Genomic DNA, 21,336 nt, shown 5'->3' on the forward strand with positions numbered 1-21,336 from the left:
GCGGGTGCTCCGCGCCGGCGCGGGTCATTCCGGCCCGGGGCGCCGGCGGTTCTGCTTGGTCTCGGAGCGGCGGCGTTTTCCTTCGAGACGGCGACGGCGCGAGCCGTGGGTGGGCCGGGTTGCTCGGCGAACGACCGGGGGAACCACCGCGCCGCGCAGGAGTGCGGCGAGACGCTGTCTCGCCGCGGTGCGGTTCTGTCGCTGGGAGCGGTGCTCGGCGGCGCTGACGGTGAGCACGGTGCCCGAGAGTCTGCCGGCGAGCTGATCGAGGGCACGTGCGCGCTGCGCGTCGCTCAGCGCCGTCGTCGTGGCCAGGTCGAGAGAGAGCTGCACCCGGGAATCCGTGGTGTTGACGCCCTGGCCGCCCGGGCCGGAGGCGTGGGAGAACTGCTCGACCAGCTCACCCGCCGGCACCCTGAGGCCGCGGGGCGCGCCGGGGCCTGGGGGCACGTGCAGATCGTCCACCCGACGATTGTCCCGCACCGGCGACGCGACACATTTCATACGGTCTCGGTGGGGGATCTTCGGCTGCTCGGGCGAGGTCTGCGGCCGGGCGCGCCAATCAGCCGCAATGGCGGTTCGACGCGCGGCCCGGCACGTCCTGCCTACTGCCCGAGGGGCTCACCGGTGATGCTGTCGACGGTGCCGTTCTCGATGCCCTCGCACTGCGACACCCCGGCCGGTGTGACGGGTTCGTAGTGGATGCAGAAGGCGTCGTAGTAGGGCATCCCGTCCTGCCAGGCCGCGTAGGCCTCGTCGTAGGTGAAGTCCTGGTCCGGCAGCGCCCCGGGCATGGGCGGCGGGGTGGCCCCGGGGGTCGTCGACGGGGTCGGCGATGGGGCCGGCTGCGTCGCCTCCGCGCTGCCGGTGGCCCCGGTCGTCGGGGAGGACGAGGCGCTGGGAGACGCGTCGGGCTCATCGATCCCGCCGCTGTCGGAGGTGGTGCACCCGGTGACCAGGGCCAGGGACAGGGCGACCAGTCCCAGTCGCCCGATGGGCGGCTTCTGGTGGACGTTCTGCGGGGGGTTCGGTGACATGGCCGTCTCTCCGGTGGGGGCGGGGGATCCGTTCATCACTTTAGGGAATGCGGGGCGGTCAGCCCGCGTGCGACTCGCACGCAGTGCGGCAGATCATTCCTCCGGGCGCGGAAAAGATCTCGGGCCGCGACGTCGAGGCGTTCTCGACGTCGCGGCCCGAGGTCTTCGTCGTGCCGGCGGACCGAACCGGGCCCTTACCGCGGGGTCTCGGCGGCGTCCTCCGGCGGTGCCGCCGCCTCGAGGTAGTCCTCGACGTCCACGAGCACCGCGGGGCCGGCCTGCGCCGCCTGCAGCGCAACGGCGAGGCTCGCCACGTCGTCGTCGTCCAGGGGCTGGTCGGGCAGGTCCACGGCGTAGCGCGCCTCGCCGTCGACCAGCACGGGCGTGATCTGGGCGGTGCCGCTGGTGAGGTCGACGACGGTCGCGGGGGCGACCACCTCGACGTCCTCGGGGGCCGGGCGGTCGTCGGGGAGTGCGGGGGAGCTCATGGGAACCGTCCTGTCGTTCGGGGTGCTGTCAGGCTACTGCCTGTTGCCGCCCGCACAATGGGCCGACCCGTTACTGACGTCATGAGACACCCGCCGGCGACCGACGGCGACCGCCGAGGCGGCGGCGGGGGTCAGCGCAGGGCGCGCTTGATGTCGGCGCGCTCCTTCTCGAGCTTGCGCACCCGGTGGCCCAGCTTGAAGAGCCGGACGGAGCCGACGAGACCCATGATGAGGGCGCCGGCGACCGCCGCGAGCAGCATGGCGACGCCGAGGGGGAGGCTGAACTGCCAGCCCAGGTAGTTGAAGTCCGCCGGGACGTTGTTCTGCAGGATGAAGACCAGCAGCAGGATCAGGATCAGCAGGCCGAGGATCAGGGCCGTCCACGCGGCGCCCGAGACGCCCTGCTTCTGGTGACCGTCCAGGGCGGGGTCCGTGGCCGTCTGCGGCCGGACGGCCGGCTCCCGGCCGGGCGCCGGCCGGTCCGCGGCGGACGCGTCCGCGGCGGGGGTCCGCGGCTCGTCCCCGGGGGCGGGATCGGGCCGGAGCGGGTCGGAGGATGCTGGGGTGCGGGCCATGACGGTTCTCTCCCTGGTCGCGGACGGGTCGCGGTGACCCTGTGCTTCTCACGGTAGTCCCGGTCGGCGCGCCGTTGAAGTCCCGCCGGTGCTCAGCGGGTCGTGCGTGTCCGCCGGAGGAAGCGGCGCACCTCGGCGGTGACCAGCGCGAGCGTGTCCTCCTGGCTCACGGGCCCGGACCGGCGGACCGCCAGGGCGTGGTCGGCGCCCTCCACCGGGACGACGTCGACGGCCGGCGCGCCGTCCGCGGCGGCCGCGACCTCGTCCGCGGAGCCGAAGGCGTCCCGCGTGCCCTGCAGCACGAGCACGGGGACCGTGGGCCGCAGCAGCTCCTCGGCGCGCGAGCGCTCCGGGCGTCCCGGCGGGTGCAGGGGGAAGGCCAGGCAGACGACGGCGGACGCGCCCACGTCGGCGGCCGTCCGGCACGCCACCCTGGCCCCGGCGCTGCGGCCCCCGACGACCAGGGGCAGTCCGTCCGCCATGCCGGTCACGGCCGCCGCGGCGGCCAGCCACCCGGTGTCGAGGGCGGCCGGACGGGGAGCGACCCTCCGGCCGGCGAGCACCCACGGCTGCTCGTGGCGCACGACCGTGACGCCGTGGAGGGGGAGCTCGTCGGCGAGGGCGGTGAGGTCCGGGGCGCCGGCGCCCCCGCCCGCGCCGTGCCCGAGCCACAGCAGCGCGACGGGGTGCTCGGCGGGGGAGACCAGCAGGCGTCCCGGCCCGCTCTCGGTGGGCACGGTGAGCTCGGTCGGTCGGGGCATGGCCACCACGGTAGCCCGGCGGGCGCCCGCCGCCGGCCCGTGGTGCCCGGCGGCGGGGGCGCGGCCTAGCATGTGGTCATGGCCTCCCCGAACGCGACCGGCGGCGCCCGGCCGAGCCGGGCGGACCTCGAGGCCGCCCGGGGCACGACCCTGCCCGACCTGCTCGGCCCGCACGTGCGGCTGCTGATCTGCGGCATCAACCCGAGCCTGTGGGCCGCGGCCACGCAGGCGCACTTCGCCCGGCCCGGCAACCGTTTCTGGCCGGCCCTGCACGACGCCGGGCTCACCGGCCGGCTCGTGGACTGCGCGGCCGGGATGAGCGCGGAGGACCGGGAGCACGTCCTGGGCCGGGGTCTCGGCATCACGAACCTGGTGCCCCGGGCCACCGCGCGGGCCGACGAGCTGGACCCCGCCGAGTTCGTGGCCGGCCGGGAGCGGCTGGCCGAGCTCGTCGCCGGGCTGCGCCCCGCCGTCGTCGCGGTCGCCGGGGTCACCGCCTACCGGCACGCGTTCGCGGACCCGGGGGCCCGGCTCGGGCGCCAGGACCGGGAACTGGCCGGGGCGCAGCTGTGGGCGCTGCCGAGCCCCAGCGGGCTCAACGCCCACGCGTCCCGGGCGAGCCTCGCCGCCGCGTTCGCCGAGGCCGGGCGGGCGGCGGGCCTCCCGGTCGCCCCGACACCGCCGTGACCCGGTCACGGGCGCCGCGTCCGCGTCAGACGAACAGCAGCAGGCTCACGGCCATGACCGCCATCCCGGCGACCAGCCCGTAGACCGACAGGTGGTGCTCGCCGTACTCCTGGGCCGTGGGCAGGAGCTTGTCCAGGGAGATGAAGACCATGATCCCGGCCACGCCCGCGAACACGACGCCGAAGAGGACGTCGTCGAGGAAGGGCAGCAGGACGAGGTAGCCGAGCACCCCGCCGACGGGCTCCGCCAGACCCGAGAGGAACGCCCAGCGGAACGCCCTCCGGCGGCTGCCCGTGGCGTGGTGGATGGGCACCGCCACGGAGATCCCCTCCGGGATGTTGTGCAGCGCGATGGCCACGACCACCGGGATCGCCACGGACGGCTCCTGCATCGCGGCCACGAAGGTCGCGAAGCCCTCCGGGAAGTTGTGGATCGCGATGGCCACCGCGGTCATCGTCCCCATCCGCAGGAGCCGGCGCTGCCGTCCGGCGTCGTCGTGCGGGTACTCGTGGGGGTTGACGCGCGTGGGCACCAGCCGGTCGATCACCGCGATCAGGAGGATCCCCGCGAAGAACCCGCCGGCGGTGGCCCACGCCCCCGAGCGCTGTCCGAGCTCCGCGACCAGGGCCATCTGGGCCTTGACGAAGATCTCGATCATGGACACGTAGATCATCACCCCGGCCGAGAAGCCGAGGCTCACCGCGAGGAACTTGGCATCGGTGCGCCGGGTGACCAGGGCCAGGAACGCGCCCACACCCGTGGCCAGCCCCGCGAACAGCGTCAGGCCGAAGGCGAACAGCAGCTCGTTCACGACCGGGTCGGCTCCGTTCCTGGGCGGGGGTGGGCGCTCGCAGTCTAGCGAACGGCCGTTGCTCCCCGGCGGTGCGCCAGAATGGTCCGATGACGACCTCCTCCGCGCGTGCCCCGGGTGCCGGCGGCCGCCCGGCGGGTGTCCCCGCCGGGCTCGCCGCCCGGTACACCGCCGCGTGGGAGCTGGTCCCCGACGGGCGGGCGCGGGACGACGGCGGTGCCCTGGTCCTGCCGGTGCGCACCCGCGCCGGGGAACCGGCCCTGCTGCGGCTCTCCCCGCCGCGGCCCGGCGCCGAGCACGAGCACCTGGCCCTGCGCGTGTGGGCCGGGCGCGGGGCCGTGCGGCTGCTCCGGGCGGAGCCGGCGGACCGGGCGCTGCTGCTCGAGCGCACCGCCGACCGGGACCTGCACGAGCTGCCGGTGCTCGAGGCCTGCCGCGTGCTCGGCGAGCTGACCCGGGTCCTCGCCCGGCCGCCGCGGCCCCCGTTCCCGCGCCTGTCGGAGACGGCCCGGCGGTGGCAGGCGGAGCTGGAGGGGGCCGTGGACCTGGACGTCCGGTTCCCGCGCCGCTTCCGGCTCCAGGCCGTCAGGAGCCTCGAGCGGCTCCGGCGCGACGAGCTGGACGCGGCGCTCGTGCACCAGGACCTGCACCACGGCGCCGTCCGTGCGTCGGTGCGCGCCCCGTGGCTGGCCGCCGGGGCCGACGCGGTGGTCGGCACCCCGGAGTTCGCGCTGGTCCCCGCCCTGTGGCACCGCACGGAGGAGGCCGGTCACGGCGGGGCCCTGGCCGCGGCCCTGGCGGACCGGATGGAGGCGCTCGCCCTGGCGGCCGGCGCCGACGAGGAGCGCCTCCGGGCCTGGACGCTCGTCCGGTGCGCCGTGGCGGCCCGGGACGAGGCGCGCCGCCCCACCGGCGCCCCGCACCGCGAGGTCGGCCGGCTGGTCCAGCTGTGCAAGGCCGTGCAGCGGGGCGCCTGAGGCACCGTCCTCGCGCCCGGGCTCAGGTGGTGGGGGAGCGGCGGAAGCCCAGGTCCGCGGCGAGCGGGCGCCACGCCGCCACGAGCAGGGTGAGCGCGGTGGGCACGAGGACCGGGAAGCCCGCGGCCAGGTAGCCCAGGGCGCCGAGCACCCCGCCGGCGAAGAACAGCCCCACGAGCGCGGCCAGCAGCCGGAGCTTCCCGGCGTCGCCGGTCACGGGGTCCGCGTCCGCGAGCCGGTTGCGGTAGAGGAACTTGCCGAGCTCGATGCCGATGTCCGTGACCATGCCCGTCACGTGGGTCGTGCGGATCTGGGCGCCCGAGATCTTGGTGATCACCGCGTTCTGCAGGCCCATGGTGAACGCGAGCACCGGGACGAAAAGCAGGTCCCGGTGCGCCCAGGTCAGGCTCTCGGCCAGCAGGCCGAAGACGAGCATGAGCAGGCCCTCGAGCAGCAGGACGTTGGCGTAGCGGCTGTGCAGCCCGCGGCGCCGCGCCCAGTTGAACATCAGCGCGCAGCACGCGGCCCCGGCCGTGAAGGCGAGGACGGCCAGGACGCCGACCGCCACGAGCCGCAGGTCGCCCAGCACGAGGTGGTCGGCGACCATCGCGGTGAGCCCCGTCATGTGGGAGGTGTACACGGCCACGGCCACGAAGCCCACGGAGTTGAGCACCCCGGCCACCAGGGCGAGCAGGTAGGCGAGGTGCCGGTTGAGGGCGGGCGTGCGGCGGGGTCCCGCGACGTTGAGCAGGTAGCGGTCGATCCGGGCCCTCATGCCGCGAGCCTAGTCCGGGGAGCCCGCCGGGCGGCGTCACGGGGCCCGCGCTGCCGCCGGCGGGACGAGAATGGGGGCGTGGCCACCGAGCGCGTGCACCAGGACCCGTCCCTCCGCGCGGCGGGCGAGCTCCTCGCCGAGCTGGACGTGGAGCCCGCCCTCGGGCTGAGCGCGGAGCAGGCCGGGGCCCGGCTGGCCCGGTACGGGCCCAACGAGCTGCGCACCGCCCCGCGGGTGCCGCGGTGGCGCAAGGTCCTCGCCCAGTTCCAGGACCCGCTGATCTACCTGCTCCTGACCGCGATCGCCGTGTCCGTGGTCGCCTGGGTCGCGGAGGGCGCCCGCGGGGTGCCGGTGGACGCGGTGGTCATCGCCGTGATCGTGGTGGCCAACGCGGTGCTGGGCCGCGTCCAGGAGGGGCGGGCCGAGGACGCGGTCGCGGCGCTGGCCGTGCTCACGGCGGCGAACTCGACCGTGGTGCGGGACGGGCGCCTGACCACGCTCCGCTCGGCCCAGCTGGTGCCCGGTGACGTCCTGGCTCTCGCCGAGGGGGACGCGGTGGGCGCGGACGCCCGCCTGCTCTCCGCCGCGTCCCTGCGCGTGCAGGAGGCGTCCCTGACCGGGGAGTCGGAGGCGGAGCTCAAGGACCCGGCCGTGCTGCCCGCCCCGGCCCCGCTCGGGGACCGGCGGAACATGGTCTACAAGGGCACGGCCGTGGCCTCGGGGGTGGGCCGCGCCGTGGTCGTGGCCACGGGCATGGACACCCAGGTGGGCGCCATCGCCGAGATGCTGGAGCGCACGGAGGCCGAGCCCTCGCCGCTGCAGCGCGAGATCGCGGCCGTGTCCCGGTCGCTGGGCCTCATCGTGGTCGGCGTCGCCGTGGTGGTCATGGCCACGGTCGTCCTGGTCAGCGGGGTGCGCGGCGTGCAGGACCTCGTGACGGTCCTGCTGCTGGGCGTCTCCCTCGCGGTCGCGGCCGTCCCGGAGGGCCTGCCCGCGATCCTGTCCCTGGTCCTGGCCATCGGGGTGCGGGCGATGGCCCGCCGGCAGGCGGTGGTCAAGGACCTGCACTCCGTGGAGACGCTCGGCGCGGCCTCGGTGATCTGCTCCGACAAGACCGGCACGCTCACCCGCAACGAGATGACCCTCAAGGTGCTCATGACCCCGTCCGGCACGGTGGAGCTCTCCGGCACGGGGTACTCCCCGGAGGGCGAGGCCAGGGTCGTGACCGGGGGCGCGCCCGCCGCGCAGGTCCTGCAGGAGGCGCGGGGCGTGCTGGTGGGCGGGGCGCGCGCCAACAACGCCCAGCTCGACGAGGCCGCCGGCGTGTGGACCGTGCAGGGCGACCCCACCGAGGCGGCGTTCCTCACCGCCGTGCACAAGCTCTACGGCGCCGCCGACCGGGCGGACGACTTCTCCCGGGCCCAGGAGATGCCGTTCACCTCCGAGCGCCGGATGATGTCCACCCTCGAGATCGAGACGGACTCCGGGCACCGCTACCTGTTCACCAAGGGCGCCCCGGACGTCCTCATGGACCGCTGCACCGGGGTGCGCGTCGGGGACGTCGTCGAGCCCTTCGACGCCGCGCGACGCCGGGACGCCGCCGCGGCCGTCGAGGAGCTGTCCGGGCAGGCGTTCCGCACCCTGGCGGTCGCCGGCCGGCGGGTCCGGGAGCGCGAGGCCGCGGAGCTCGGCGAGGCGGCGGAGCGGGACCTCGTCTGGCTCGGCGTGGTGGGCGTCCTCGACCCGCCGCGGGAGGAGGCCGCGGCGGCCGTGGCGCAGGCCCGGGCCGCCGGGGTGCGCACGATCATGATCACCGGCGACCACCCGGTGACGGCCGCCCGGATCGCCGCGGACCTGGGGATCGTGCCGCCGGGAGCGCCCGCGCTCACCGGGGCGCAGTTGGACGAGCTCACCGGGGACGGCTTCCTCGACGCCGTGCGGGACGTCTCGGTCTTCGCCCGGGTGGCCCCGGGCCACAAGCTGCGGATCGTCGACGCCCTGCAGGCCCAGGGCCACGTCGTCGCCATGACCGGGGACGGCGTCAACGACGCGCCGGCCCTCAAGGCCGCCGACATCGGCGTGGCCATGGGCATCACGGGCACGGAGGTCACCAAGGAGGCCGGGCGGATGATCCTCGGCGACGACGACTTCGCCACCATCGTGGTGGCGATCCGGCAGGGCCGGGTCATCTTCGAGAACATCACGAAGTTCCTGCGCTACCTGCTGTCCTCGAACCTGGGGGAGGTGGCCACCGTGTTCTTCGGCGTGCTCCTCGCGGGCGCCCTGGGGCTGACGGACGCCGCCGACGGCGCGATCGCCGTGCCGCTGCTGGCCACCCAGATCCTGTGGATCAACCTCGTCACCGACTCCGGTCCGGCCCTGGCCATGGGCGTGGACCCCGAGATCGAGGACGTCATGGCCCGCCCGCCGCGCCGGCCCGACGAACGGATCCTCGACGCGCCGATGTGGGGGCGGATCGCGCTGCTCGGCCTGGTGATGGGCGCCTCGACCCTGCTGACCATCGACATCTTCCTCCCCGGGGGGCTGGTGCCCGGCCAGGACTCCCTCGACGTGGCCCGCACCGCCGGGTTCACCGCGCTCGTGCTCGCCCAGCTGTTCAACGCCCTGAACTCCCGCTCCGAGCTCGCGAGCGCCTTCCACCGGCTGTTCGTCAACCCCTGGCTGTGGGGTGCCCTGGCCCTCGCCGCCGCCCTGCAGGTGCTCGTGGTGCACGTCCCGGTCCTCCAGGTCGCCTTCGGCACCGCACCGCTGGACCTCGTCCACTGGGCGGTCGCGGTGGGCATGGCGTCCCTCGTCCTGTGGGTCGAGGAGCTGCGCAAGCTCGTCCGCCGGGCCCTGGCGCGCCGGGGCTGACGGGGCCGGTGCCCGCCGGCACCGGCGCGGTCAGTCGGGCCGGCGGCCGAGGGCCTCGACGGTCTCGGCGGCCAGGGCGATGCCGGCGCCGCTGTAGAGGTTGAAGACCGTCCGGACCCCGTGCCCGCGCAGCTCCTGCACCTCGTCGTCGTACTGCGCCACGGCGGCCACGACCCCGTCGAAGCCCGTGGCGCTCAGCTGCTGGAGGGCCACGAGGTTGGAGCCGTGGAAGGGCATCGCCAGCACGGCGACCTGCACGTGGCCGGTCGCGATCACCCGCTCCCAGAACTCCTGGTCGGTCGCGTCGGCCTCCTGGACGTCGATCCCCTGCGCCCGCAGCCGCTCCACGCGGTCCGTGGCGTTCTCGATGCCCACCACGGAGAAGCCGTGCTCCTCGGAGAGCTCCCGGTAGGCCGCCTGCCCCACCCGGCCCATGCCGAGCACGAGCACCGTGGCGTGGCTGATGTCGATGGGACGGTCCTCCGGGTGCAGCCGGTCGTCCAGGTGCTCCGGGAGCCGCCGGGCGAGGGTGCTGGTCAGGGAGGAGCCGCGCCGGTTGACCAGGGCCGAGATCACGAAGCTCAGGGCGACGGCCACGGAGAGCATCACCAGCCAGTCGCCGTCGAACATCCCGGCCGAGACGCCGATGGCCCCCACGATGAGGGCGAACTCCGAGTGGTTGCCCAGCGCGAGGCCCGTCCGCAGCGACGTGCGGCGGCGCAGCCCGAACATCCACAGCAGCAGCACGAACAGCATCGCCTGGACCGGCAGGAGGCCCAGGAGCAGCACGCTCATGGCGAGCATCTCGAGGGTCGGCATCCCGTGGAAGCCGATCGAGACGAAGAACGCGACCAGCAAGAGGTCCTTGAGCGTGAACAGGGTGCGGGACAGCTCGCCAGCGTTGGCGTGCGAGGCCAGGAGCATGCCGACGAGCAGCGCCCCGAGGTCGCCCTTCAGGCCCACGGCCGAGAAGGCGATGTAGCCGGGGACCAGGGCCATGGCGACGCCGAACAGTGCCTGCAGCTCCCCGTGGCCGATGCCGTCCCAGATCCGGCGGAACACCCACGCCGCCGGCAGCAGCAGCACCAGGGCCAGGGCCCACGGGCTCGGTGGGTGCTCGCTGGTGACGGTGATGAACGCTACGGCGGCGACGTCCTGGATGATGAGGATGCCGATCGCCACGCGCCCGTAGAGCGACGTCGTCTCGCTGCGCTCCTCGAGGACCTTGAACACCAGGACCGTGCTCGAGAAGGACAGGGCGAACCCGGCCAGCAGCAGCGCGCGGAGGTTCTCGCCCGGCAGCTGCAGCCCCACCAGCATCAGCAGGCCCAGGAGCCCCGCCCCGAGCGCCGTGCTCAGGACCAGGTGGATCCCGGCCGTCCCCCAGACCTCCCGGCGCAGCAGCGACCGGGCGTCGAGCTTGAGACCGATGCCGAACAGCATGAGGGTCACGCCGACGTCCGCCAGCTGGTCGAGGGCGGGGAGCCGCTCCACGCCCAGGCCGTTGAGCACGAAGCCGGCCGCGAGGAACCCGATCAGGGGCGGCAGCCGCGCGAGGACGGCCAGGGCACCGGCCCCGAAGGCGACGACGAGATAGATGGCAACCGTGGACACAGTCAGCTCCCTCGCCGGCCGGTGGTGTGACCCCTCCAGTCTAGGGCGGGGGCCCCCGGGGACCGGCGCGGCCCCGAGCGCCTACAGTGGTCGCAGCACAGCGCAGCGAGGGAAGGACCGGAGCATGCACGAGAGCCAGCGGCCCGGCGCCGCCGCGTCCGCCCCGACGCGCTCCCAGCGGCTGGACCGGCTGCCGTTCACCACCGAGCACCGGAAGCTGCTCGTCGGCTCCGGCGTCGGCTGGGCCCTGGACGCCATGGACGTGGGCCTGATCTCGTTCGTGATGGCCGCGCTCGCCCAGGAGTGGGGCCTGGGCTCCGGGCAGCTGTCCCTGCTCGCGTCGATCGGCTTCGTGGGGATGGCCGTGGGCGCCAGCCTCGGCGGGCTCCTGGCCGACCGGCTCGGCCGGCGCCAGGTCTTCGCCCTGACCCTGCTGGTCTACGGCACGGCCACCGGCGCGTCCGCGCTCGTCGGGTCCCTCGCCGCGCTCGTGATCCTGCGGTTCGTGGTGGGCCTCGGCCTCGGCGCCGAGCTGCCCGTCGCCTCCACCCTCGTCTCCGAGTACGCGCCCCGGCGGATCCGCGGCCGCGTGGTGGTGGTCCTCGAGTCCTTCTGGGCCGTCGGCTGGATCCTCGCCGCCCTCGTGGGCTACTTCGTGGTGCCGTCCTCCCCGGACGGCTGGCGCTGGGCGCTCGTCGTCGGGCTCGTGCCGGCCCTCTACGCCGTGGTCGTGCGCCGGGCCCTGCCGGAGTCCGTGCGCTTCCTCGAGCACCGGGGCCGGACGGACGAGGCCGAGGCCGCGGTGCGCCGGTTCGAGCGGGCGCGGCCGCTGGGTCGCTCCCGGGCCGAGACCCCCGAGCAGGCCCGGGCGGCCGAGGCGCACGGTCCGCGCCCGGCGGAGGACGCGAGCGGGATCTGGGCCCCGACCCTGCGGCGGCGCACGGCGGCGCTGTGGACCGTCTGGTTCTGCATCAACTTCGCCTACTACGGGGCGTTCACCTGGCTGCCCACCCTGCTGCTCCAGCAGGGCCTCACGCTGACGACCTCCTTCGGCTACGTCCTGGTCATCACGCTCGCCCAGCTGCCCGGCTACGCCGCGGCCGCCTGGCTCATCGAGGTCTGGGGCCGCCGGATCACGCTGGCCGTGTTCCTCGGGGGCTCCGCGGTGAGCGCCCTGCTCTTCGGCATCGTCTCGATGGGCAGCATCGTGCTCCCGTGGCAGGTGATCGGCTCCGGCATGGCGCTGTCCTTCTTCAACCTGGGCGCGTGGGGGGCCCTGTACGCGATCGGCCCCGAGCTCTACCCCACCGCGCTGCGCGGGACGGGGACCGGGGCGGCGGCGGCGTTCGGCCGCGTCGCCTCGATCCTCGCCCCGCTGGCCGTGCCGGCGCTGCTCGCGCTCGGCGGGGAGCGCTACGACGTCGTCACCGTCTTCGCCGTCTTCGGCGCCGCCTTCCTCGTGGCCGCCCTCTCCGCGTTCGCCCTGCCCGAGCAGCGGGGACGGGCCCTGCAGTGAGCTCCCCGGCCGTCCTGACGGACCGCGAGATCGGCCTCGCCCGGCTCGCGGCCCACGGGCTCGTGCGCCCGGAGGACGTGGCGCCCGAGGACGTGGTGCGCGCCCTCGGGGCCGTCCAGGCCCAAGACCTGCCCGGCGCCCTGGTGTCGGTCGCCCTGCGGCGGGCCGGCGGGTCCGACGGCCTGCGGCAGGCCTTCGACGACGGCCGGATCGTGCGCACGTGGCCCATGCGCGGGACCCTGCACCTGGTGCCCGCCGAGGACCTGCGCGCGTGGCTGGCGGTCCTGGGTCCCCGCACCGTCGCCTCGACGTCCGCCCGGCGCCGGGCCCTGGGCATCGACGAGCGGCTCGACGCGGCCCGGGAGAGCGCCCTCGCCGCGCTGCGCCACGGCCCGCAGCCCCGTGAACGCCTGCACGCCGCGTGGGAGGAGGCCGGGCTGCTGGGCGAGCCTGGCCGGGCCTACCACCTGATGCTCGCCCTGCACCTGGACGCGACCCTGTGCCTGGGCCCGCTGACGGCGGACGGCCGGGACCAGCTCGTGGTGCCCGTCGCGGACTGGGTCCCCGCCGCGGGGGAGGAGGCGGCCGTGCCCGGGGCGGCCGCCGGCGGCACTCCGCCCGTCGTCGCCCGCTGGGTGCGCCGGTACCTGCGCGGCCACGGCCCGGCCTCCGTCGCGGACGCCGCCCGGTGGGCGGCCCTGCCGCGCTCCGCGGTGCGCGCCGCGCTGGCGGGGGCCGACGGTGTCGTGGCGGTGCACGACCGCGCCGGCCGCGAGCTGTGGTGCGCCACCGAGGTGCTCGAGGGCCCCGCACCCGGCGGGCGCCGCGCCGCCGGGGTCTTCCTGCTGCCGCCCTTCGACGAGTACGTCCTGGGCTACGGGGACCGCTCCCACGTGCTGGCCCCGGCCCACGCGGCGCGGATCGTCCCCGGCGGCAACGGGGTCTTCAAGCCCACCCTCGTGGCGGGCGGGCGGATCGTGGGGACCTGGGGGCGCGTGCGCCGCGCCGGTGGAGCCGAGCTCGTGCTCGACCCGTTCGAGGAGCTCTCGGCGGCCCGCCGCACGGCCGCCGAGCGGGCCTTCGCGCGGCTGCCGGCGCTCTGAGCCGAGACGAAGCCGGTATGGGTCCGGGGGCCCGGGAGGTGGTCCGGCTCACCCGGCGCTCGATAGGGTGAGGCCATGATCAACCCCGCCCGCCTGCACTCGGACCTCTCCCGCCTCGGCCGCGAGACCGAGATGTTCCTGGCCACCACCGCGTCCCTGTCCGACGACGAGCTGGCCGCCCCCTCGCTGTGCGAGGGATGGCGCCGCGCCGACGTCGTCGCCCACCTCGCCTCCAACGGGCGCGCCCTCGTCAAGCTCGTCGACTGGGCCGTGACCGGGCAGGAGCAGGCCCCCTACGCCTCGATGGAGGCCCGGAACCAGGACATCGCCGAGCTGGCCGCCCTGCCCCGCCAGGAGCTGGTCGAGAAGGCGCGCGAGTCGGCCGCCTACTTCGCCGAGCAGGCCCAGCGGCTGACCGGTGAGCTCGCGGTCGAGGAGGTGCACCTGCACGGCAAGGTGATCCCCGCTACCTCGATCGTGGCGCTGCGCATCGCCGAGGTCGTCGTCCACCACCACGACCTCGACACCGCCTGGACCATCGAGGAGGCCGACCCCGACTCGCTGCTCAACGCCCTCGAGGCCGCCGTGCGCACCATGCGCGCCAAGGGCGCCCCCGGCATGACGCTGGTGACGGAGGAGCGCGACGAGTGGGTGATCGGCGACGGCGCCCTGCGCGTCGAGTCCGACCGGGAGGGCCTGCTCGAGTGGCTGGCCCGCGGCGACGGCGAGAACGTCGAGGCCGACGGCCCGCTGCCGGTGCTGCCCTCCTGGTGACCGGACGCCCCGTGCGCAGCTGGTGGCTCGCGGCGCTCGTCGTGCTCGCGACCGGCGCCGCCGCCGCCGTCCGGCTCGGGCGCGGCGAGCTCGGCGAGGCGACGATCGCCGTGCTCGCCGGCGCCGTGGCCGTCGCGCTGTGCTCCCCGCTGGTCTTCCCGCGCCGGGGCGCCGCCCCGGACGCGGTGACCGTCTACTACCGCCCCGGCTGCGGTTACTGCCTGCGCCTGCGTGCGTCCCTGGGCTCCCGCGCCAGGCGCGCCCGCTGGGTGGACATCTGGGCGGACCCGGACGCCGCCGCCTACGTGCGCTCGGTCAACGGGGGCGACGCGACGGTGCCGACCGTCGTCGTCGACAGCGTCCCGCACACGAACCCTTCCCCCGCCACGGTCCGGGCGGCGCTGGAGCACCGGGCCTGACCGGACCCCCGGCGCGCTCCACGTCCCCGGACGGATCGACGCCCGCCCCGGGACGGGGACGAGGCGCCGCGCCGGACGGGCGGACGGGGGGAGTCGGCGGGGTCACAGCCGTCCGGGGTGCCGCCGGGGCGGCGCCGCGGGGTAGAATGGTCTACGGCCCGCTGAGCGGGCGCTCCCGCCCGGGTCCCTCCGGGTGCGCGGCGGCGCCCCGGCCGCACCCATCGGGAGGGCTGCACCTCCCCCCGCATCTCCACCCGAAGAGAGACCCACGCGTATGCCTGTCACCTCCACCACCGCCCAGCGCGCCGACCTCCGCAACGTGGCCATCGTGGCCCACGTCGACCACGGCAAGACCACCATCGTGGACGCGATGCTCCAGCAGACGCACGCGTTCTCCGCCCACGGTGAGGTCGAGGAGCGCGTGATGGACTCCGGTGACCTGGAGCGCGAGAAGGGGATCACGATCCTCGCCAAGAACACCACGGTGTTCTACGACGGTCCCTCCGCCGAGGGGGAGACCATCACCATCAACGTCATCGACACCCCCGGCCACGCCGATTTCGGCGGCGAGGTCGAGCGCGGCCTGTCCATGGTCGACGGCGTCGTGCTGCTCGTGGACGCCTCCGAGGGCCCGCTGCCGCAGACCCGCTTCGTGCTGCGCAAGGCCCTCGAGGCCAAGCTCCCCGTGATCCTCGTGGTCAACAAGGTCGACCGCCCGGACGCCCGGATCGAGGAGGTCGTGCACGAGTCCATGGACCTGCTGCTGGGCCTGGCCTCGGACATCTCCGAGGACGAGCCGGACCTGGACCTGGACGCCGTCCTGGACGTGCCCGTGGTCTACGCCGCGGGCCGTGACGGCCGGGCCTCCCTGACGCAGCCCGAGAACGGCGGCCTGCCGGACAACGAGGACCTCGAGCCGCTGTTCGCGACCATCATCAAGCACGTCCCCGCGCCCTCCTACGACCCCGAGGGCGTGCTCCAGGCGCACGTGACCAACCTGGACGCCTCCCCGTTCCTGGGCCGTCTCGCCCTGCTGCGCATCTTCAACGGCACCCTCAAGAAGGGCCAGACCGTGGCCTGGGCGCGCGCCAACGGCGAGCTCAAGAACGTGCGGATCTCCGAGCTGCTGGCCACCAAGGGCCTGGACCGCGTCCCGGCCGACTCCGCCGGCGCCGGCGAGATCGTGGCCGTGGCCGGGATCGAGGACATCACCATCGGCGAGACCCTCACCGACCCGGAGAACCCGCAGCCGCTGCCCCTGATCACGGTGGACGACCCCGCGATCTCCATGACCATCGGCATCAACACCTCCCCGCTGGCCGGCCGCACCAAGGGCACCAAGGTCACGGCCCGCCAGGTCAAGGACCGCCTCGACAAGGAGCTCGTCGGCAACGTCTCGCTCAAGGTGCTCCCCACCCAGCGCCCCGACGCCTGGGAGGTCCAGGGCCGCGGCGAGCTGGCCCTGGCGATCCTGGTGGAGCAGATGCGCCGCGAGGGCTTCGAGCTGACCGCGGGCAAGCCCCAGGTCGTGACCAAGACCGTCGACGGCAAGGTGCACGAGCCCTACGAGCACATGACGATCGACGTCCCCGACGAGTTCCTCGGCGCCGTGACCCAGCTGATGGCCGGGCGCAAGGGCCGCATGGAGGCCATGGCCAACCACGGCACCGGCTGGGTGCGGATGGAGTTCAAGGTCCCCGCCCGCGGGCTGATCGGCTTCCGCACCCGGTTCCTCACCGAGACCCGCGGCGCCGGCATCGCGTCCTCCTACGCCGACGGCTACGAGCCGTGGGCCGGGGACATCGAGTACCGCACCAACGGCTCGATGATCGCCGACCGCGCCGGCGTGGTCACCCCGTTCGCCATGATCAACCTGCAGGAGCGCGGGTCCTTCTTCGTGGAGCCCACCTCCGAGGTCTACCAGGGCATGATCGTGGGCGAGAACTCCCGTGCCGACGACATGGACGTGAACATCACGAAGGAGAAGAAGCTCACCAACATGCGTGCGGCCTCCTCCGACACCTTCGAGAACCTCACGCCCCCGCGCAAGCTGACCCTCGAGGAGTCCCTCGAGTTCGCCCGCGAGGACGAGTGCGTGGAGGTCACCCCGGACGCCATCCGCATCCGCAAGGTGATCCTCGACGCCAACGAGCGGATGAAGGCGCACCGGGCCCGGGCCCGCGCCTGACCCCGGACCGCAGCAGCACCGCGCAGCAGGCCCGGCCGTGACCCAGCCCGTCCCGTACTACCCCGAGCAGGGCGTCCTCGTGCGCGAGGACGCCCTGCCGGGGCTGCTGCCCCCGGGCCTGCGCCCGGAGGACGCCCGGCTCCTGTTCGTGCACGCCCACCCCGACGACGAGTCCATCGCCACCGGCGCCACCATGGGCCGCTACGCGGAGCTCGGCGCGCGGGTCGTGCTGCTCACCATGACCCGCGGCGAGCGCGGCGAGGTCATCCCCGAGCCGCTGCACGCCCTCGAGGTCGGCCGGCCGGGGTGCACCGACGACGGCACGGCCCTGGGCCGCCACCGGGTCGGCGAGCTCGACGCCGCCGCGGCCCGCCTGGGCGTGGCCGAGCGCTTCTTCGCGGGGGAGCCCCCCGCCCTGGACCCCGCCGTGGGCTTCGCCGGCGGCACGGGCCACTACCACGACTCCGGCATGTCCTGGGGCCCGGACGGGCGGGCCGCCCCCGCCGAGGACTCCTCGCCGCACAGCCTCACCGCGGCCGCGGCCGACGAGGCCGCCGCCCACGTCGCCGCGGCGGTCCGGGCCGTGCGCCCGCACGTGCTCGTCACCTACGACGACGACGGCGGCTACGGCCACCCCGACCACGTCCGCACCTCCGCCGTCGCGGTGCGCGGCGCCGAGCTGGCCGCCCGTCCGGGCGCGGACGCCGACGGGGAGCCCGTCGACCCCTGGCACACCCCCCTCGTGTGGGCCGTCGAGGGCGAGGCGCGGTCCGAGGACCCGCGGCCGCAGGCCGCGGTGCACGGCTCCGCCGGGCGCAAGCGGGCCGCCATGGCCGCCCACGCCACCCAGCTGGTGCTCTCCGGGGACGGCTCGCGCTTCGCCCTCTCGAACGGGGTGTGGCAGCCCTTCAGCGCCCTCGAGACCTACCGGCTGCTCGCCGGGGACCCGGACGCGGTCGCCGCGGAGGAGGAGACGCCCGGTCGCGCCCGGGCATCCGTGCTCTCGGCCCTCGTGACGTCCGTCGCGGCCGGGGCCGTGGCGGCGTCCGTGGCCACGGTGCTGCACAGCGCCGTCTGGTACGCGCCCGCCGGGTGGTGGCTCCCGTGGGGGCTGCTCTTCGCGACCGCCCTGCTGCTCAGCGTGTCCCTGTGGGTCGGCACCGCGACCCGCCGCGTGTGGGCCGCCGCCGTGCCGGGGCTGACCGGCTACCTCGTCTCCTGGCTCTTCGCCTACGGCGGGGACGGTTCCGTGATCGTCGTGACGGACCCCGGCACGCCCGTGGGGATCCTGGGGCTGGCCTGGTTCGGGCTGGTCTTCGCGACGACCCTGCTGTCCGTGCTCGTCACGGCCCGGTGGCTGCGCGCCCGGCGGCGCAGGACCGGCGCGGGCTGAGCCCCCCCGGCGCCCGCCTGGGCGGAGCCCGGTGCTCAGGCCCCCCGGGGCCGGCGCCGCGGCGGCGCGGGCGGGACCACCCGGACGGCCCGGATCCCGCCGGCGCCGATCAGCACGTCCCCCCGGCGGGTCCGCACCGTGACGGACTCCTCGTCGGCGGCCAGCAGCTCGCCCAGCGCGTCGGTGAGCGGCAGCCCGGAGGCGTCGTCGGCCGGCAGGGCGTAGCGCACGCTCACGCGCGTACCAGCCGGCAGGCCGGTGAGCAGGCCCAGCGCCGAAGATGACGTCCCGGACGGCGATGTTGAGCCGGATGTCGGATGCTCCATGGCTGTCATCCTAGCCAGGGCACCGTGGCTAGACTGGTCGGAGCAATCCCAGGAGAAAGGTTCGAACCGCCGTGACCTACGTCATCGCCCAGCCCTGTGTCGACGTGAAGGACAAGGCCTGCGTCGAGGAGTGCCCCGTCGACTGCATCTACGAGGGGGAGCGCTCGCTCTACATCCACCCCGACGAGTGCGTGGACTGCGGTGCGTGCGAACCGGTGTGCCCCGTCGAGGCCATCTACTACGAGGACGACACCCCCGAGGAGTGGGCCGACTACTACAAGGCGAACGTCGAGTTCTTCGACGACCTCGGCTCGCCCGGTGGCGCCGCGAAGCTCGGCAACACGCACACGGACCACCCCATGATCGCGGCGCTGCCCCCGCAGAACCAGGACGTCGCCCTGTGACGCAGGGGGACCGTTCCTTCGGCCTCGCCCTGCCCGACTACCCGTGGGACACGATGGCCCCGTACCGGGCTGTCGCCGCGGAGCACCCCGGTGGGGTCGTGGACCTGTCCATCGGCACGCCCGTGGACCCCACGCCCCTGGTCGTCCAGGACGCGCTGGCCGCCGCCGCCGACGCCCACGGCTACCCGACCACCCACGGCACCCCCGCCCTGCGCGAGGCCGTCGTCGCCTGGTACGCGCGGCGCCGCGGCGTGACCGGCCTGGACCCCGCCGCGGTCATGCCCACGGTCGGCTCCAAGGAGCTGGTCGCCTGGCTGCCGCTGCTGCTCGGCCTGCGCCCCGGCGACGTCGTCGTGCGGCCCACGGTCGCCTACCCGACCTACGACATCGGGGCCCAGCTGGCGGGCGCCGAGGCCGTGGCCGCGGACGACCTCGACGAGCTCGACGACGACGTGCGCTCCCGCGTGCGCATGGTGTGGCTGAACTCGCCCGCCAACCCCACCGGCATCGTCCGGGACGCGGCGTCGCTGCGGCGGGTGGTCGACCAGGCCCGCGCCCTCGGGGCCGTGGTCGCCTCCGACGAGTGCTACGCCGAGCTCGGCTGGGGCGCCTGGGACGTCCAGCAGGGCGGCGCCCCGGTCCCGTCGGTGCTCGACCCCCGGGTCAGCGGCGGGGACCACTCCCTGCTGCTGTCCGCGTACTCCCTGTCGAAGCAGTCCAACGCCGCCGGCTACCGGGCCGCGTTCCTCGCCGGCGACCCCCGGCTCATGGCGAGCCTCGTCAACTCCCGCAAGCACGCCGGGATGATCGTGCCCGCCCCGATCCAGGAGGCCATGCGGGCCGCCCTGGGCGACGACGCCCACGTCACCGCCCAGAAGGCGCTCTACCGGTCCCGCCGCGAGCGGCTCGTCCCCGCGGCCGAGGCCTTCGGGCTGCGGGTCGAGCACTCCGAGGCCGGGCTCTACCTGTGGTGCACGGCGGGGGAGGACACCTGGACCACGGTGCAGCGCTTCGCGGAGCGGGGCGTCGTGGTGGGCCCGGGGGTGTTCTACGGCACGGCCGGCGAGGGGTACGTGCGTCTCGCCCTGACCGCCACCGACGAGCGCATCGACGCCGCCGTGGAGCGCCTCGGCCGCGCCTGACACGGTCCCCGGCGCCGCCGGGATTGGTCGCGGCGCGGACGGAGCAGGTAGGTTGGACCCTGACGATCGCTGTGTCCCGGGACACGGCCGTGCTGCGCCGACGGTGGCGCCCGGCGCGGCGACCACGGGCACCGGACACCGACATCCACTCGCGGAGGACGAACATGACTGAGTCTGCACAGAAGACCGGGACGGCCCGGCTCGACTACGGGAACGGAAGCCCCCTCGAGCTGCCCCTCCAGGACGCCACCGAGGGCAACCGCGGCTACGCGATCACGAACATGCTCAAGGAGACCGGCAACGTCGCCTTCGACCCCGGGTTCATGAACACGGCGAACGCGCGCTCCGCCATCACCTACATCGACGGCAACAACGGCATCCTCCGGTACCGGGGCTACCCGATCGAGGAGCTCGCCCAGCACTCCAGCTTCATCGAGACCGCCTACCTGCTCATCTACGGCGAGCTGCCCTCGCCGTCCGAGCTCGAGGACTTCGACACCCGGATCCGCCGGCACACCATGGTCCACGAGGACCTCAAGAGCTTCTTCAACGGGTTCCCGCGCAACGCCCACCCGATGCCCGTGCTGTCCTCGGCCGTCTCGGCGCTGTCCACGTTCTACGGGGACTCCCTCGACCCGTTCGACCAGGAGCAGGTGGAGATCTCCACCATCCGGCTGCTCGCGAAGGTGCCCACCCTGGCCGCCTACGCCTACAAGAAGTCCAAGGGCGAGCCGATGCTCTACCCGCAGAACGACCTCAGCTACACGGAGAACTTCCTGCGCATGTGCTTCGGCGTGCCCGCCGAGGACTACGAGATCGACCCGGCCATGGCGAAGGCCCTGGACGTGCTGCTGATGCTGCACGCGGACCACGAGCAGAACTGCTCCACCTCCACCGTCCGGCTCGTGGGCTCCTCCCACGCCAACATGTTCGCCTCGGTCTCCGCGGGCATCAACGCCCTCTACGGCCCGCTGCACGGCGGCGCGAACGAGGCCGTGCTCGCGATGCTCAACCGGATCGAGACGCAGGGCGTGACGCCCGAGGACTTCATGGAGCAGGTCAAGAACAAGGAGTCCGGCGCCCGGCTCATGGGCTTCGGCCACCGGGTCTACAAGAACTACGACCCCCGGGCCCGCATCGTCAAGGACTACGCCCACGAGATCCTCGAGAAGCTGGGCGGCAACGACCAGCAGCTCGAGATCGCCATGCGGCTCGAGGAGAAGGCCCTCGCCGACGACTACTTCGTGGAGCGCAAGCTCTACCCGAACGTCGACTTCTACACGGGCCTCATCTACAAGGCGATGGGCTTCCCCGAGAAGATGTTCACCGTCCTCTTCGCGATCGGCCGGCTGCCCGGCTGGATCGCCCAGTGGCGGGAGATGATCGAGGACCCGGAGACCAAGATCGGCCGCCCGCGCCAGCTCTACGTGGGCGAGGGCGAGCGGCACTACCCGCAGCGCTGAGCAGTCCCG

At 74.6% G+C, this 21,336-nt stretch carries 21 protein-coding genes; 12 read left to right on the forward strand and 9 right to left on the reverse strand.

What is annotated here, in order from left to right; all coding sequences use genetic code 11:
* Positions 1 to 24: 24 nt before the first annotated feature.
* The 5 genes from arfB to EQG70_RS06320 all read right to left on the reverse strand — a co-directional run bounded on the left by arfB (position 25) and on the right by EQG70_RS06320 (position 2,861).
* Positions 25 to 465, reverse strand: coding sequence for an alternative ribosome rescue aminoacyl-tRNA hydrolase ArfB (arfB, locus tag EQG70_RS06300; protein WP_035927467.1), 441 nt, complete (start codon positions 463 to 465; stop codon positions 25 to 27).
* Between the two features lie 140 nt (positions 466 to 605).
* On the reverse strand, positions 606 to 1,037 hold the full coding sequence (locus tag EQG70_RS06305) for a hypothetical protein (RefSeq protein ID WP_109244298.1): 432 nt from the start codon (positions 1,035 to 1,037) through the stop codon (positions 606 to 608).
* A gap of 194 nt (positions 1,038 to 1,231) precedes the next feature.
* Positions 1,232 to 1,525, reverse strand: a complete 294-nt coding sequence (locus tag EQG70_RS06310) for a hypothetical protein (RefSeq protein WP_035927458.1) — start codon at positions 1,523 to 1,525, stop codon at positions 1,232 to 1,234.
* A 131-nt stretch (positions 1,526 to 1,656) separates the two neighbouring features.
* Entirely contained in the window at positions 1,657 to 2,100 is a 444-nt protein-coding gene (locus EQG70_RS06315; protein WP_095651608.1) for a LapA family protein, read from the reverse strand.
* Between the two features lie 92 nt (positions 2,101 to 2,192).
* Complete coding sequence (locus EQG70_RS06320) at positions 2,193 to 2,861, reverse strand: alpha/beta hydrolase family protein (RefSeq protein WP_167508861.1); 669 nt, start codon at positions 2,859 to 2,861, stop codon at positions 2,193 to 2,195.
* A 78-nt stretch (positions 2,862 to 2,939) separates the two neighbouring features.
* Here EQG70_RS06320 and EQG70_RS06325 point away from each other — a divergent pair, with 78 nt between their 5' ends.
* Positions 2,940 to 3,548 (forward strand): mismatch-specific DNA-glycosylase, encoded by a 609-nt coding sequence (locus EQG70_RS06325; RefSeq protein ID WP_095651610.1) that lies wholly within the window; start codon positions 2,940 to 2,942, stop codon positions 3,546 to 3,548.
* Between the two features lie 25 nt (positions 3,549 to 3,573).
* Here EQG70_RS06325 and zupT read toward each other — a convergent pair whose 3' ends face one another.
* Complete coding sequence (gene zupT / locus EQG70_RS06330) at positions 3,574 to 4,359, reverse strand: zinc transporter ZupT (RefSeq protein WP_109268088.1); 786 nt, start codon at positions 4,357 to 4,359, stop codon at positions 3,574 to 3,576.
* Positions 4,360 to 4,448: 89 nt separating this feature from the next.
* On the opposite strand from zupT, the gene EQG70_RS06335 reads away from it, so the two are divergent.
* Entirely contained in the window at positions 4,449 to 5,336 is an 888-nt protein-coding gene (locus EQG70_RS06335) for an aminoglycoside phosphotransferase family protein (protein ID WP_109268087.1), read from the forward strand.
* Between the two features lie 22 nt (positions 5,337 to 5,358).
* Here EQG70_RS06335 and EQG70_RS06340 read toward each other — a convergent pair whose 3' ends face one another.
* A complete protein-coding gene (locus EQG70_RS06340) occupies positions 5,359 to 6,111 on the reverse strand; it encodes a YoaK family protein (protein WP_109268086.1) in 753 nt (250 codons plus the stop codon).
* Positions 6,112 to 6,189: 78 nt separating this feature from the next.
* Here EQG70_RS06340 and EQG70_RS06345 point away from each other — a divergent pair, with 78 nt between their 5' ends.
* Complete coding sequence (locus tag EQG70_RS06345; protein WP_208746260.1) at positions 6,190 to 8,985, forward strand: cation-translocating P-type ATPase; 2,796 nt, start codon at positions 6,190 to 6,192, stop codon at positions 8,983 to 8,985.
* 30 nt (positions 8,986 to 9,015) lie between these two features.
* Here the strand turns inward: EQG70_RS06345 and EQG70_RS18735 are convergent, their stop codons facing one another.
* Positions 9,016 to 10,599: a cation:proton antiporter family protein gene (locus tag EQG70_RS18735; RefSeq protein ID WP_109268085.1), complete on the reverse strand. Its 1,584-nt coding sequence runs from the start codon at positions 10,597 to 10,599 to the stop codon at positions 9,016 to 9,018.
* 124 nt (positions 10,600 to 10,723) lie between these two features.
* Here EQG70_RS18735 and EQG70_RS06355 point away from each other — a divergent pair, with 124 nt between their 5' ends.
* The 6 genes from EQG70_RS06355 (at position 10,724) to EQG70_RS06380 (ending at position 17,992) form a co-directional block, all read left to right on the forward strand.
* Complete coding sequence (locus EQG70_RS06355; protein WP_109268084.1) at positions 10,724 to 12,115, forward strand: MFS transporter; 1,392 nt, start codon at positions 10,724 to 10,726, stop codon at positions 12,113 to 12,115.
* Complete coding sequence (locus tag EQG70_RS06360; RefSeq protein ID WP_017833395.1) at positions 12,112 to 13,218, forward strand: winged helix DNA-binding domain-containing protein; 1,107 nt, start codon at positions 12,112 to 12,114, stop codon at positions 13,216 to 13,218. Before EQG70_RS06355 ends, EQG70_RS06360 begins: the two co-directional genes overlap by 4 nt.
* Positions 13,219 to 13,293: 75 nt before the next feature.
* Positions 13,294 to 13,992, forward strand: coding sequence for a maleylpyruvate isomerase family mycothiol-dependent enzyme (locus tag EQG70_RS06365; RefSeq protein WP_017833396.1), 699 nt, complete (start codon positions 13,294 to 13,296; stop codon positions 13,990 to 13,992).
* Positions 13,989 to 14,411, forward strand: coding sequence for a glutaredoxin domain-containing protein (locus tag EQG70_RS18475; RefSeq protein WP_232035272.1), 423 nt, complete (start codon positions 13,989 to 13,991; stop codon positions 14,409 to 14,411). The genes EQG70_RS06365 and EQG70_RS18475 overlap by 4 nt, the downstream gene beginning before the upstream one ends.
* A gap of 274 nt (positions 14,412 to 14,685) precedes the next feature.
* Positions 14,686 to 16,599 (forward strand): translational GTPase TypA, encoded by a 1,914-nt coding sequence (gene typA, locus EQG70_RS06375; protein WP_109268082.1) that lies wholly within the window; start codon positions 14,686 to 14,688, stop codon positions 16,597 to 16,599.
* Positions 16,600 to 16,636: 37 nt separating this feature from the next.
* On the forward strand, positions 16,637 to 17,992 hold the full coding sequence (locus EQG70_RS06380; RefSeq protein ID WP_232035273.1) for a PIG-L family deacetylase: 1,356 nt from the start codon (positions 16,637 to 16,639) through the stop codon (positions 17,990 to 17,992).
* Between the two features lie 35 nt (positions 17,993 to 18,027).
* On the opposite strand, the gene EQG70_RS06385 is transcribed toward EQG70_RS06380, so the two are convergent.
* Positions 18,028 to 18,228 carry a putative acetyltransferase gene (locus EQG70_RS06385; RefSeq protein ID WP_052132967.1) on the reverse strand — a complete coding sequence of 67 codons (201 nt, stop codon included), beginning with the start codon at positions 18,226 to 18,228 and terminating at the stop codon, positions 18,028 to 18,030.
* Between the two features lie 161 nt (positions 18,229 to 18,389).
* Between EQG70_RS06385 and fdxA the strand changes: the two genes are divergently transcribed.
* The 3 genes from fdxA to EQG70_RS06400 all read left to right on the forward strand — a co-directional run bounded on the left by fdxA (position 18,390) and on the right by EQG70_RS06400 (position 21,327).
* A complete protein-coding gene (fdxA, locus tag EQG70_RS18305; protein ID WP_017833401.1) occupies positions 18,390 to 18,722 on the forward strand; it encodes a ferredoxin in 333 nt (110 codons plus the stop codon).
* Positions 18,719 to 19,864, forward strand: a complete 1,146-nt coding sequence (dapC, locus tag EQG70_RS06395) for a succinyldiaminopimelate transaminase (RefSeq protein ID WP_017833402.1) — start codon at positions 18,719 to 18,721, stop codon at positions 19,862 to 19,864. The genes fdxA and dapC overlap by 4 nt, the downstream gene beginning before the upstream one ends.
* Before the next feature lie 164 nt (positions 19,865 to 20,028).
* Entirely contained in the window at positions 20,029 to 21,327 is a 1,299-nt protein-coding gene (locus tag EQG70_RS06400) for a citrate synthase (RefSeq protein ID WP_017833403.1), read from the forward strand.
* Positions 21,328 to 21,336 lie beyond the last annotated feature (9 nt).

This window comes from Kocuria rosea (assembly GCF_006094695.1).
In the GTDB taxonomy this organism is placed as follows: domain Bacteria; phylum Actinomycetota; class Actinomycetes; order Actinomycetales; family Micrococcaceae; genus Kocuria; species Kocuria rosea.